Genomic DNA, 12552 nt, shown 5'->3' with positions numbered 1-12552 from the left:
GATGATTTGCCCGATCCCAAAAAATAACAAAGGCACTCCGCCACCGAAAGGCAAGCGGATGCCCTCAGCCGAAATGGTAGGCGCGGACGGTCTTGAACCGTCGACCTCTACCGTGTCAAGGTAGCGCTCTCCCCCTGAGCTACGCGCCCATAGTCCGGGTGCGCATGCTAATATAGGCTTGCCTATAGTGTCAAGAAAAGCAAAAGAGTAGGCAACTCCGTTCCGATCATCAGAACGGGGCCGTTTCCCCTATTGAGCCGTCAGAACGGTCCCGGTAGATTACTTGACCGCGGAGCGCAGTTCTTTGCCAGCAGAGAATTTGGGCACCTTTGCAGCGGGAATCTTGAGAGATTCGCCGGTTCTTGGGTTTCGACCCATTCGAGCCTTTCTCTTGGAGATCGTGAAGGTGCCAAAGTTGACGAGCGAGACGCGCTTGCCCTTTTTGAGGGATGAGGTAACGGCTCCGGTAAAGGCTTCCAGCGCCGTTCCCGCCGCAACTTTGGTGATTCCCGCAGAGGCGGCCATCTTCGCAATGATTTCTTCCTTGGTCATCAGTCCCCTCCTTGTGTGAGAATGAATGTGGGGCGCAGAGTGATCTCACGCCCACCCCCTCTAGTGATTCCCAAACATCCGCGCTAGGTGTTGTGCACAGCCTTGGCTCGCTTGCGCTTCAAGGGAATATGCAAGTCGGTGATCTTTTTTCTCAAGGTGTTTCGATTGAGGCCCAAGAGTTCGGCGGCTTGAATTTGATTGCCTTGTGTTTCGCGGAGCGCGGAAGAAATAAGCGGCCGCTCCATCGCGGAAATTAGCATGGGGTGGAGGTTCTTCGCTGCGCCGTTGCGCATTCCCCTGACGAAATCCCCCATTTTTAAGTCGAGATAATCTTCCAGCGAGAGATCGCGGCTTTTCCCAATGGGCATTGCCTCGTTCGACCGGTTCATCTGTTGGAACAGCTTCGATGTTTGGCTGAGCACGGCATGGGAACCGGCAATCACCAAGGTTTTCGCTGGGTCGACACAGGCCGGGAGTGTCATGGTGTGACTCTGATCGGCAGAAAGCTCTATTACCACGGCATCGAAGGGAGGGTTTGGAGGGTTGGCGGGGAGTGATTGGCCATCCGAACTGATGGTGATTGTGGCCAGGGGAAACGCCAAGGTGAATTGTGCCTGGACGTCAGGATCTGTTGTCAGCAACAGGAGTGAAAAGGCGGATAAAGGGACAGACATGCGGCACCACGCGAAGAAGAGAGCGCGATTATTGCCCAGCGCTCCAGGGATGTCAAATCCACCATGTCCTGCGAGGGCTCGCCGTATCGGTCCTTTCGTCGCGGACATAATCTTGCCGACCTGGCTGCATGGCCGCTGCGCGAGCCTTGACAGGATCAAGAATCGAGCGGTATATGTATGAGTCTTAATTCCCATCGGAATATTCAAGAATGAGGGTCTCGCATCGCACAACCTACGGAATTTTGGCAGCTGTTGACCTGGCTATGAACGGGAGCAGTGAGCCGATTCAGGCGCGGTCGATTGCAAAACGGCAATCGATTCCCGTCCGATTTCTTGAGCAGGTTCTGCACGCGATGAAAAAGGCCGGTCTTGTGGACAGCATTCGCGGCGCGCAGGGCGGGTACCTGTTATTAAAAAATCCTGCCGAGTTGTCCGTGGCCGACATTCTTGAAGCGCTCGACGGGCCGGTACTCCATGGAGGGGGGCTCGACGGACATGTTCCGCAAAAACGGGAGAGCCGGCAGCATCTATTGCTCGGACAGGTCTGGGAGCAAGTGGAGCAGGCGGAACGTGCGGTGCTGGAAGCGATTACGGTAGAGCAACTGGTTGAGCGGCAACGGGCACTCGATCAGCAGCAAAACCCGATGTACCACATTTAGTCACCAATGGATTCTATGCAGGTTGCCCAATGTTCCGGCAGGGAATGGGGCAGCCACAGATAGGGAGCACATCGCCATGAGCCCTCAGGAACAATTGATCGTGCCGGAGATTAAGACGATTCCAATTCCGGCGGCCATTCTCGAAGAAATCGAAACGTTTGAGAACGAGGCGATGAAGACCTTGGCCGGCGAGGTCTCTAATGATCTCTTCAAGCCATTCCGGCTGCAGTACGGGATATACGGTCAGCGACAGCCCGGTGTGCAGATGGTCCGGATCAAGATCCCCTTCGGCGGAATCTCCGCGAATCAATTGCGGCGGGTTGCCGAACTGGCGGACCGCTATGCGACCGGGGTCGGTCATGTGACCACGCGCCAGGACATTCAGATGCACTTTGTCGAATTGAAGGACGTTCCCACGATCATGCGCAGCCTTGCCGAAGTGGGCCTGACCACCCGCGAAGCCTGCGCGAACACCGTGAGAAACGTCACGGCCTGCCATCTGGCCGGGGTGTGCCAGGGGGAGGTGTTCGACGTGACGCCTTATGCCAAAACTGTCGCATACCATCTGCTCCGCAATCCGCTGAATCAAAGTCTGCCGAGGAAATTCAAAATCGCCTTGTCTGGATGCAAGCAGGATTGCGCGCTCACGCCGATTCACGATGTGGGCTTGCTCGCGGCCAAGCGGGCCGATGGTGTGATCGGTTTCCGCATGGTGGCGGGCGGCGGGTTGGGATCAGCTCCCCGGATGGCGCAAGTCCTGCGGGAATTTACTCCGATGGAAGAACTGCTCCCGAGCATCGAAGCGGTCATTAAGGTATTCGACACGCTGGGGAACCGGAAGAATCGCAATAAAGCCCGTATGAAATTCGTGATCGAGAAGCTCGGCTTCGACGAGTTCAAGCGGCGCTGGGAAGCGGCCTATGAATCGATGGGCTATAAGAAGCCGTCGCACGAGCCGATCAAACTGCTTTCCTATGCCGATGAGCCGACGCCTTTGATCATGCCGACTCGCAACGGATCCGGGCCTGCCACGGCAAACGGGAATGGTCATGCCAATGGCATTGGGCATGAGACGCCGTTTCAGATGTGGAAGCGCACGAACGTGGTCAAGCAACGGCAGTCTGGTTATGTCACGGCGGCGATCAAGCTCTTTATGGGAGACCTGACGTCGGAGCAAATGCTCTGCGTTGCGGATCTTGCCGATCGCTACGCCAATGGGAATATCCGCACCACGATCAATCAGAATATGGTGATCCGGTGGATTCCTGAGACGCAGATTGAATCACTGTATATGGACCTTGCCGCGCAGGGCTTGTCCGATCCGGGCGCCGAGCTCGTCGAAGACATCATTGCCTGCCCCGGCACCGATACCTGTGGCCTGGGCATTACCTCATCCAAGGGGCTTGCGCGCGCCTTGGGCGAAGTGTTTCCGGCGGGCCGCGTACCTGAAGACCTGTCGGATGTCAGCATTAAGATTAGCGGCTGCCACAATTCCTGTGCGCAGCACCATATCTCGACCATTGGACTCCATGGGGTCGGGAAACGGCTGGGCGACCATGTTGCGCCGCATTATGAATTGCATCTTGGCGGCCAGGTCGATGGCACGCCCAAGATCGGACAGATGACCGTCAAGCTGCCGGCGAAAGCCGTTCCGGCGGCGCTGTCGCACCTCGTCACGGTGTATCGGCGTGACCGGCTCCCGAACGAAAATCTGTCCGCTTTCATTGCGCGAGCGGGGAAGATCAAGCTGAAGGATGAACTGATTCCCTACACCATCGTCCCAGCCTTTCAAGACGATCCCACCTTTTACTATGACTGGGAGGGGGAGTCGGAATTCATCTTGGAGGATTTAGGGCCTGGCGAGTGCGCAGGCGGTGCGCTGGAAATGATCGAGAACGGGATCCTCGAAGCGGATCAGGAACTGTATCAGGCCAAAATACTGGTCGAAAAGCATCAATATTCCGTGTCGGTCAATAAATCCTATCGGGCGGTGTTGGCGGCGGCGAAGGCCATGTTGGTGACCGAAGGCCTGGATCCCTCGACGGACTCGGAAATCTTCCTGGAGTTCGAGCAACGGCTGGCCGCCAAAGGCGTGGTGCCGGCCATCTATCGGAGTCTGGGGAAGCAGGTTGGAGATTTAGGCCCCAAGGATACGACGGCGCAATCTGCTCTGGCCAAGATGGAATTTGCCAAGGGATTTGTCGAGGCCTGCCGGGCCGCGACCGAGCAGATGGGGAAAGATTTGAAGCTTGCGCCAGTGACAGAAGCGCCGGATTCTCAGAAGGAGACGGTTGTGCCCGCGGCTCCTGTGCAGGCTGCCGTCGCACCCGTGGCTTCCGTGCCTACCGGCGCGCCGGTCTATGACCTCCGTGGGGTGGCCTGTCCGTTGAACTACGTGAAGACGAAGCTGAAGCTCGAAATGATGGACGCCGGTGAGAAGCTGGAAGTGTGGCTGGATGCGGGTGAACCGATCAAGAACGTGCCAATGAGTCTGAAAAACGATGGGCACAAGGTATTGCTGCAGGAAGCGCTGGAGCCGGAGGCCGCCCATTACCGTGTATTGGTCGAAAAGGTTGAAGGCTGAGGAAATGACGGGAACACGATGACTAGGCTTGGAAGTCCGGAGATGATTGCGGAATTGAAACGCGTGAGCGACGCGTTCGAGTCCCGGCAGCCGCAAGACCTGTTGGCGGAAGCGGTCAAGCGGTTTGCGCCGAAGATCGTTGTGGCCTGCAGTTTTGGCGCAGAGGATGTGGTGCTGGTCGATATGGTGCATCGCATCGATCCATCGATCCCGCTGTTCTACTTGGATACGGATTTTCTCTTTCCTGAAACCTATGCGACGCGGGACCGGATCGTTGAACGGTATGGGCTCAAGCCCGAGCAGGTGATTCAGGTGAAGTCGCTGCTGACGCCGGAGCAGCAGGCGGCGCAATATGGCCAGGCGCTCTGGTCCACAGAGCCGGATCGCTGTTGCCAGTTGCGGAAAGTGGAGCCGCTCACGCGCGTGCTCAAAGGCTTCGATGCCTGGATCACCGGCATCCGTCGGGATCAATCCCCGACAAGGGCGAATGCGGCGGTGATCGAGTGGGACAGCAAATTTCAATTGGTGAAGGTGAATCCCTTGGCTCGCTGGACCTGGGCCGAGGTCTGGACGTACATCAAGGTCTATGAAGTGCCGTACAATCCCTTGCACGATCAGAATTATCCCAGCATCGGATGTACGTATTGCACGGCGCCTGTGGCGCCGGGTGAAGATCCGCGTGCCGGCCGGTGGAAGAATTTTACAAAAACGGAGTGCGGACTACACAAAACGTAATATGCCAATTCAAGACTATCTCGCAAAAATTGCTCAAGGCCCCAAGGTTTCGAAGGATCTGACGTGGGACGAATCCAAACAGGCCATGAAGCTTCTCATCGAGGGCGGGGTGACTCCGGCTCAGGTCGGGGCTTTTCTGATTGCCATGCGGTTCAAAATGGAGTCGGTCACGGAGCTGGCGGCGTTTACCGCGACCGCGCGCCAATATGTGCCGCCTCTGTCGATTCCGAAGTCGTTGGCGTTGGTGGATGTGCCGACCTATGCCGGCAAACAGGATACGTTTCACGCGCTCATTGCGGCGGCCATTGTCGCGACAGCCAGCGGGGCGGCGGTGTTGATGCATGGCTACGATGGCATCCCCGGCCGTCCCGGGAGCGCCGGGGTGTTGAAAGCCATGGGCGTCCCTATCGATCTGGAGCCCAAAGTGGCGGCGGAGGAATTGACGAAGAAGGGCTTCGCCTATCTCGACATTGGCCTCTACCATCCGCCGATCTACCGGTTTTTGGAAATGCGTCAGGAATTGGGCGTGCGCAATATGTTTCATCCCATCGCGCGGCTGCTCAATCCGGGACGCGCGTCCGCGCAAGTGGTCGGATTGTCCCATCCGCCGCATTTCGAAAAGACCGCCGAGGTGCTCCGCATGCTGGCCTGTCCGCGCGGATTCGTGATCCGCGGGGTCGAGGGAGATCCGGAATTGTCCGGCGCCGCGGCGACCCGGGTGCTGGAATTGCGTGATGAGCGCATCACCCCGCTGGGCATTACCCCGAAGGATTTCGGCATGGGCCTCTGTACCTCCCGCGAGATGGCCGGGTTCCCGCCGGATCAGCGGGACAAGGAAGCGGATCTTTTGCGGCGGTTGATTCAGAATCAGGTGCCGGGTGGACAAAAAGATTGGGTGCTCATGAACGCGGCGATGCTGCTCTATGCCGCCGGAAAGGGGACGTCGCTGCCGGCTTGCTTGCCGATCGCCCGCGCGGCCCTCGAAGGCGGCGCGGCGGCGCGCAAGCTGGATGAGCTGGTGCAGGCGCCGCTTGCGGCAGGCAAGCGGGCATAAACGGAAAGGGTCGGCAGTCGTGAAACATCTTCGGCAATTGGAAGATCAAAGCGTCTACATTCTTCGAGAAGCCTACAAACATTTCGACAATCTGGGGATGCTCTGGTCGATGGGCAAGGATTCCACGGTCCTGCTCTGGCTCGCGCGCAAGGCGTTTTTCGGGCATGTGCCCTTCCCCTTGCTGCATGTCGACACGAGCTACAAAATTCCCGCCATGATCGAATATCGCGACCGGCTGGCGCGTGAGTGGCGGCTGGATCTGGTCGTCGGGCAAAACAAGGAAGCCTTGGCGGCGGGAATGAACCCGTCGATGGGACGGGTGGCCTGCTGCACGGCGCTCAAGACGAACGGGTTGAAGCAGCTGATCGAACAGAAGGGCTATACCGGGATCATCCTCGGGGTGCGGGCCGACGAAGAAGGGACGCGGGCGAAAGAACGGTATTTCTCGCCACGCGACAAGCATGGCGACTGGGATTTCCGCGATCAGCCGCCGGAGCTCTGGGATCAGTACAAGACCTCGTTCCCACCCGGCACGCATATCCGCATCCATCCGTTGCTGGATTGGACCGAGATCAACATCTGGGAATACATCAAGTACGAGAACATTCCGTTCATCGACTTGTATCTCGACAAGGGCGACGGGACGCGCTATCGCAGCCTCGGCTGTGCTCCCTGCACGACCCCGATCAAGTCGACGGCGAAGACGGTGGACGACATCATCGACGAATTGCGCCGCACGACGGTGGCTGAGCGGTCAGGCCGCGCGCAGGACGAAGGGCGCGGGATGGAGTTACTGCGGAAGGACGGGTACATGTAGCCATGAGTTTAGAAAATGTTCCCTCGAAGCCATCTGAAAATCTAAACATCGTCATTGTCGGGCATGTCGATCATGGCAAGTCCACGCTGTTGGGCCGGCTCTATGCCGACACCGGCTCATTGCCCGACGGCAAATTGGAGAAGGTGCAGGCCATCTGCCGCCAGCAAGGCAAGGAATTTGAGTACGCCTTTTTGTTTGATGCCTTCCTTGAAGAGCAGGAACAAGGCATTACAATCGATACCGCGCGGACGTTCTTCATCTGGAAGGGGCGCCAGTACATCATCATCGATGCCCCGGGCCATAAAGAGTTTCTCAAGAACATGATCTCCGGAGCGGCGCGGGCGGAAGCGGCGCTGCTCTTGATCGATGCCCTTGAGGGAGTGAAGGAGCAGTCGAAGAAGCACGGGTATCTGCTCTCCTTGCTCGGCGTGCGCCAGTTCGCCGTGGTCGTCAATAAGATGGATCTCGTCGGGTATCGGCAGGATGTCTTTGACGGGATCGAAAAAGAGTACCGGGAGTTTCTCGGGCAGTTCAAGGCGGTGCCGGAGCGGATCATCCCGGTCAGCGCCAAGATGGGCGACAACATCGCCAATCGCAGCGACAAGATGCCTTGGTACACCGGCCCGACGGTGCTGGACACATTGAGCCTTTTCAAGAAAGAGCCGCCACGGTCGCAGCAGCCGCTGCGGCTGCCGGTGCAAGACGTCTATAAGTTCGATGCCCGACGGATCATCACGGGCCGTATTACGGCCGGCACCTTGAGGGTTGGCGACCATCTCGTGTTTTCTCCCTCGAACAAGCGCGCCAATATCAGTTCCATAGAAGCCTTCAATGTCGATCCGCCTCTCACGGAGTCGCACGCCGGGCAATCGGTCGGGATTACGCTCGATGAGCAGATCTTTGTGGAGCGTGGAGAAGTGGCTACGCATCAGGAGACGCTGCCGCTGGTGTCCACCGCGTTCCGCGCGAATGTGTTTTGGCTGGGGAAGCGTCCGCTGGAACGGGGCCGGAAGTATCAATTGCGCGTGGCGACCAAAGAGGTGGACTGCGAAGTCTCGGCGATCCACCGCATCATCGATACGATGGACTTGGCCCAACAGCAAGGGAGCGCGACCGTCAATAAGAACCAGGTGGCAGAGCTCACCTTGCGCACGAAGGCGCCGGTGGCGTTTGATCTCTCCGCCTCGTTTGAAGCCACCGGCCGGTTTGTCTTGGTTGACGAGTATGACATTGCCGGCGGCGGTATTGTGACGGAGCTGGTGCATGACGATCAGGAATCGCTCCGTGAAGAGGCCCGCCGCAGAGACTTTGCCTGGGTGAAGGGCGAGGTCGGCGTGGAAGATCGTGCGCAGCAGTATGGCCACCGCCCCGCGATTGTGCTGTTTACCGGAGGGCGGCATACGGGGAAATCCTTCCTCGCCAAAAAGCTGGAAACGCGGCTGGTCGCGGATGGGCGCCACGCCTACTTGCTCGACGGGGAAAATCTACGGCGCGGGCTCGATGCCGACCTGTCCGAGGAAGAGCGTGGGCAGACCGACGAGATGGCACGGCGCTACGGCGAGGTGGCCCGTCTCTTGATCGACACCGGGTTGATCGTGGTGTCGACCACCAATCCGTTCGGTCTTGCATATAAAGATGCGGCCCAAGCGATCAGAACGCTGGTTCACCCGGCTCCCGTGATTGCCGTTCACATGACCAAAACGAACGAAGAGCCGCCACCGAACACCGACATCGTTTTGAGCGGACCGACCGATTTCGATGCGGCCACGAAACAAATTATGGACGAGCTCAAGAAGCGGGGAGTGCTGGCTCAGGCGATCGGCGCCAAGCCGACCTTCCAATACTCGATTTAGTCAGGGAGTCTCCGGGAGAGAGGAGCCGTCGGTTCCTGTTCCTCCTGGACCCCCCTCTTTTGCTTGGTTTGACTCCCCAGAAACCGCTGTGTTACGGTACCGTTTCATCGGTTTAGCCTGCACAAAAAGGACGTATTATGGCTCCTGAAAAGGACCTCAAAGCCATCCTCGGCAAGCTCAAATATTCGGACGACGCCAAGGTCGTTCAGCAGATTACCGAGCAAACCAAGCAGGTGCATGCCCGTATGGCGGGCATTAAATACAAGATCGCCGTGATGAGCGGGAAGGGCGGCGTTGGCAAGAGTATGACGACCGTCAACCTGGCCCTGGCCTTTGCCCGCCAGGGAGGCAGGGTCGGACTGCTCGATGTGGATTTGAACGGTCCCTGTGTGCCTCGCATGCTGGGCCTGCACGGCCAAACCCTGACCATGACGCCTGCCGGAGCTATTCCTCCCGTTGGTCCGCTGGGCTTGAAAGTGGCGTCGATGGACTTCTTTCTCGGCGACGCGTCGCCGGTCCGGTGGAAGGGGCCAATGGACGTCAGTCCGGTCTGGCTCGGGCTGATGGAAATGAATGTTATCCGGGAGTTTCTCGCCGACGTGATCTGGGGCGAGCTGGATTACCTGCTGGCCGACCTGCCTCCTGGCGCCGCCGCGGATAAGCCGCCGGTGATTGCGGGATTTATCCCGGACTTGGCTGGGGCGATTGTCGTGACGACGCCGTCGGAAGTGGCGTCCGACGTGGTGCAGAAATCGGTGACGTATGCCCGTGACATGGGGATCAAGGTCCTCGGCATCGTCGAAAATATGAGCGAGTACCGCTGTCCGTCCTGTGGTGAAGTCAACGAGCTGTTTGAAGGCAATACCGAAGCGATGTGCGAGGCGCTCGACCTTCCGCTCCTCGGGAGGGTTCCGTTCGATCGGAAACTCGCCCGCACGTTTGACAAGGGCCAGCCGCTGCTCGACGAAACCTATCCGACCATTCAACGGTATCAAGAAATCGCCGGTCGTATCCGCACCTTGCTCGATTACAAGAAGGTGTTAGCGGATAAGCTGTAATGAGAGGGATGCGGGAGGAGTTACTATGAAATTTGTCTGTTTGAACTGTGAAACCTATATGAATTTTGAAAAGGTCGAGAAGCCCGGTGAAGGCTCCCTTGGCGTCTTTTTCGGCTGCCCGTCCTGCAATGCCAAGTTTTCCATGGTAACCAATCCGGGCGAAACGCAAATGGTCAGTTCGCTGGGTGTGAAGTTGGGCGGGCGGACGGTTGCCGCCGAACCCTTCGAGATGACCAGAGGAACACTCAAGGATGAAGCTTTGGCCGGTGCCGGGCAGATGGGCGCCTATCTGAACGAGAAGATTCAAGGGGGGCAGCCGGTAGCTTCAGCGGCCGCTCCGACGGCTGCCAAGCCGGGCGAGAAAGCCAGCGGCGGCTGTCCCTTCTCCGCCATGGTTGCGGAAATGGGGCTGACGACCGGCGGCAAGCCAGGCGCGGCCGCTCCAGCCTCGTCGGAGTTTACCTGGACCGCCGACGCGAAAGAAAAGCTCGACCGGTTGCCGGCCTTTGTGAAGCCGATGGTGCAGAGCAGCGTCGAAGCCTATGCCAGGAAGAACGGATTCACGTCCATCACGCTCCAGGTCATGGATGACTCCAAGAACGATTCGCCCAACGGGATGACCTGGTCTCGCGAGGCGGAACAGCGGTTGGACAACATCCCCGATTTCATCCGGCCGATGGCCCGAAAGGAAATCGAACGGGTGGCTAAAGAGCGTGGCTTGGCTACGATTACGGCCCAAGTGATGGACGAGACCAAAGACAAGTTCATGAAGTTTATGTAAAAACAATATGGGCGATAGAGACCAAGCCTTGCCAAGGCCCATCCGGCAGTCCGGATGGGCCTTTCCTTTATACGCATTCTTTCGGCGATTCCGGCAACAGAGGATGGCCTCCCTTTGGCTGCGTGGCCTGTCATGCATGGCTGCGTTTGTCCTGCTGTGCGTGGCGCCGCTGGGCGCTCAAGATCATGAGCCGACGCCGGACGTCACTGGTGAGTCCGCACCCCACCACGGTCATGATTCGGCTTCTTCCTCCGATGGCTGGGAGGGATCAAAAGAAGGTATCGCCTATTCGGAATTTAACCATCATCTGGCGGGATTTTTTGTCCTGCTGATCGGCCTTTCTGAATTGGTACCGGCCCTTCGGATTTCGTCGGGTAACTGGGCGCGTATGCTGCTGCCCGGGGCACTTATTCTGATGGGGGTGTTTCTCTTGGTGTGGAGCGATCACCAGGCGTGGCCGGTCGGCCCTATGACGTTTGCGCAAACATTTTGGGGAGACGACCCTGAAATTCTCCAGCATAAACTGTATGGGATGTTGTCATTGACCGTCGGGCTCATTGAGGTCTTTCGACGGCTCGACCGTGTCGTGCATGCCGGATGGATGGCCCCACTGCCTGCCTTTGCCATTCTCGGAGGGCTGATGTTGTTTGCCCATTCGCATGGAGCCCATCCGTCCGCGCAGAAGATTGCGCTGGATCATGCAATCATGGGAACGTTGGCCATCTCGGCCGGTTCGACTAAGCTGGTTTCTGTCTGGTTGGATTCAATCCTCAGCTGGTCGCGCGCTAGAGGGGAAATTGTCTGGGCGGTATTCATACTCGCGATCGGCCTGCAGCTCCTGTTGTACTCCGAATAGTCTCAGTCTTCTCCGCCTTGCCGCGCCGATTGACACCCTAGAAAGCCCTATGCTAGGTCTAACGCATTGCGGCGATTGAGGCAGTAGGATGAGCTCTAATCAGCCAGATTGTCGCTGACTTAGAGGAGGAGTTCATATGGGTGGCCATAGTCATTGGGCGACGATTAAGCGGCACAAAGGCGCGCAAGACGCCAAGCGCGGAAAGATTTTCACGCGCATTATTCGAGAGCTGACCATTGCTTCCCGCTCCGGCGGCGACCCCGACGGGAATCCTCGCCTGCGGCTGGCCATTGCCAAGGCTAAAGAAGCCAATATGCCGGGCGATACGATGAAGAAGGCCATCCAGCGCGGCACGGGAGAGCTTCCCGGCGTGACCTATGAAGAATTCGCGCTCGAAGGCTATGGGCCCGGCGGCACAGCCGTCTTTTTGGAAATCACCAGTGACAACCGGAACCGGACCGTAGCCGAGATTCGCAGCCTCTTTACCAAGAATCATGGGAACATGGCCGAAGCGGGGGCGGTGGCCTGGCAATTCCACAAGAAGGGTCTGATTACGATCGAGAAGGGCAAGGTGGATGAGGACACCCTTCTGACCCTGGCGCTTGATGCGGGGGCCGAAGATGTGAAAGTCGGTGAAAAGAACTTTGAAGTGATCACCGATTCGCACGATTTTGAAGCCGTCAAGAAAGCGCTGACCGATGCCAAGATCGAGTCGTCATCGGCGGAAATCACCTATATTCCGCAGAACACGGTCCATCTGGAAGAGAAAGATGCCGAGCAAATGCTCCGGCTGATGGAAGTCATGGACGAACATGACGATGTGCAAAAGGTTCACGCGAACTTCGACATTTCCGACGAGATAATGGAAAAGATCGCGGCAGCAGTAGCAGGATAACGGCCGTCCACCAGATTCAGGAGTCCCCACGATC

The 12552-nt window shown here is 58.0% G+C and carries 12 protein-coding genes and 1 tRNA gene; 10 read left to right on the top strand and 3 right to left on the bottom strand.

Annotation, left to right across the window (positions count from 1 at the left end):
* Positions 1-74 precede the first annotated feature (74 nt).
* The 3 genes from RI101_14170 to RI101_14160 all read right to left on the bottom strand — a co-directional run bounded on the left by RI101_14170 (position 75) and on the right by RI101_14160 (position 1334).
* Positions 75-149: transfer RNA gene (locus RI101_14170), tRNA-Val, on the bottom strand.
* Between the two features lie 130 nt (positions 150-279).
* The gene (locus RI101_14165; GenBank protein MEC4891196.1) at positions 280-552 is read right to left on the bottom strand and encodes an HU family DNA-binding protein; all 273 of its coding nucleotides are present in this window, start codon (positions 550-552) and stop codon (positions 280-282) included.
* An 83-nt stretch (positions 553-635) separates the two neighbouring features.
* On the bottom strand, positions 636-1334 hold the full coding sequence (locus RI101_14160) for a helix-turn-helix domain-containing protein (GenBank protein ID MEC4891195.1): 699 nt from the start codon (positions 1332-1334) through the stop codon (positions 636-638).
* 101 nt (positions 1335-1435) lie between these two features.
* Between RI101_14160 and RI101_14155 the strand changes: the two genes are divergently transcribed.
* The 10 genes from RI101_14155 to RI101_14110 all read left to right on the top strand — a co-directional run bounded on the left by RI101_14155 (position 1436) and on the right by RI101_14110 (position 12518).
* A complete protein-coding gene (locus tag RI101_14155) occupies positions 1436-1885 on the top strand; it encodes an Rrf2 family transcriptional regulator (GenBank protein ID MEC4891194.1) in 450 nt (149 codons plus the stop codon).
* 76 nt (positions 1886-1961) lie between these two features.
* Entirely contained in the window at positions 1962-4469 is a 2508-nt protein-coding gene (locus tag RI101_14150; GenBank protein ID MEC4891193.1) for a sulfurtransferase TusA family protein, read from the top strand.
* An 18-nt stretch (positions 4470-4487) separates the two neighbouring features.
* Positions 4488-5204 (top strand): phosphoadenylyl-sulfate reductase, encoded by a 717-nt coding sequence (locus RI101_14145; protein MEC4891192.1) that lies wholly within the window; start codon positions 4488-4490, stop codon positions 5202-5204.
* 1 nt (position 5205) lies between these two features.
* Positions 5206-6258, top strand: coding sequence for an anthranilate phosphoribosyltransferase (locus RI101_14140; GenBank protein MEC4891191.1), 1053 nt, complete (start codon positions 5206-5208; stop codon positions 6256-6258).
* A gap of 19 nt (positions 6259-6277) precedes the next feature.
* On the top strand, positions 6278-7075 hold the full coding sequence (cysD, locus tag RI101_14135) for a sulfate adenylyltransferase subunit CysD (GenBank protein ID MEC4891190.1): 798 nt from the start codon (positions 6278-6280) through the stop codon (positions 7073-7075).
* 2 nt (positions 7076-7077) lie between these two features.
* The gene (locus RI101_14130; protein ID MEC4891189.1) at positions 7078-8928 is read left to right on the top strand and encodes a GTP-binding protein; all 1851 of its coding nucleotides are present in this window, start codon (positions 7078-7080) and stop codon (positions 8926-8928) included.
* Between the two features lie 137 nt (positions 8929-9065).
* Positions 9066-9986, top strand: coding sequence for an Mrp/NBP35 family ATP-binding protein (locus tag RI101_14125; GenBank protein ID MEC4891188.1), 921 nt, complete (start codon positions 9066-9068; stop codon positions 9984-9986).
* Between the two features lie 25 nt (positions 9987-10011).
* Entirely contained in the window at positions 10012-10767 is a 756-nt protein-coding gene (locus RI101_14120; protein ID MEC4891187.1) for a PCP reductase family protein, read from the top strand.
* Between the two features lie 136 nt (positions 10768-10903).
* Complete coding sequence (locus RI101_14115; protein MEC4891186.1) at positions 10904-11623, top strand: hypothetical protein; 720 nt, start codon at positions 10904-10906, stop codon at positions 11621-11623.
* Between the two features lie 136 nt (positions 11624-11759).
* On the top strand, positions 11760-12518 hold the full coding sequence (locus tag RI101_14110) for a YebC/PmpR family DNA-binding transcriptional regulator (protein ID MEC4891185.1): 759 nt from the start codon (positions 11760-11762) through the stop codon (positions 12516-12518).
* Positions 12519-12552 lie beyond the last annotated feature (34 nt).

It is taken from the genome of Nitrospira sp., from assembly GCA_035968315.1.
Classification (GTDB): domain Bacteria; phylum Nitrospirota; class Nitrospiria; order Nitrospirales; family Nitrospiraceae; genus Nitrospira_D.
The sequence above is the reverse complement of the archived record's forward strand: the minus strand, read 5'-3'. Positions and strand labels throughout refer to the sequence as shown.

Excerpts from the sequence above, each read along its gene's own strand:
- RI101_14165 (MEC4891196.1), bottom strand. The coding sequence starts at position 552 with ATGACCAAGGAAGAAATCATTGCGAAGATGGCCGCCTCTGCGGGAATC.
- RI101_14160 (MEC4891195.1), bottom strand. The coding sequence starts at position 1,334 with ATGTCCGCGACGAAAGGACCGATACGGCGAGCCCTCGCAGGACATGGT.
- RI101_14155 (MEC4891194.1), top strand. The coding sequence starts at position 1,436 with ATGAGGGTCTCGCATCGCACAACCTACGGAATTTTGGCAGCTGTTGAC.
- RI101_14150 (MEC4891193.1), top strand. The coding sequence starts at position 1,962 with ATGAGCCCTCAGGAACAATTGATCGTGCCGGAGATTAAGACGATTCCA.
- RI101_14145 (MEC4891192.1), top strand. The coding sequence starts at position 4,488 with ATGACTAGGCTTGGAAGTCCGGAGATGATTGCGGAATTGAAACGCGTG.
- RI101_14140 (MEC4891191.1), top strand. The coding sequence starts at position 5,206 with ATGCCAATTCAAGACTATCTCGCAAAAATTGCTCAAGGCCCCAAGGTT.
- RI101_14130 (MEC4891189.1), top strand. The coding sequence starts at position 7,078 with ATGAGTTTAGAAAATGTTCCCTCGAAGCCATCTGAAAATCTAAACATC.
- RI101_14125 (MEC4891188.1), top strand. The coding sequence starts at position 9,066 with ATGGCTCCTGAAAAGGACCTCAAAGCCATCCTCGGCAAGCTCAAATAT.
- RI101_14120 (MEC4891187.1), top strand. The coding sequence starts at position 10,012 with ATGAAATTTGTCTGTTTGAACTGTGAAACCTATATGAATTTTGAAAAG.
- RI101_14115 (MEC4891186.1), top strand. The coding sequence starts at position 10,904 with ATGGCTGCGTTTGTCCTGCTGTGCGTGGCGCCGCTGGGCGCTCAAGAT.
- RI101_14110 (MEC4891185.1), top strand. The coding sequence starts at position 11,760 with ATGGGTGGCCATAGTCATTGGGCGACGATTAAGCGGCACAAAGGCGCG.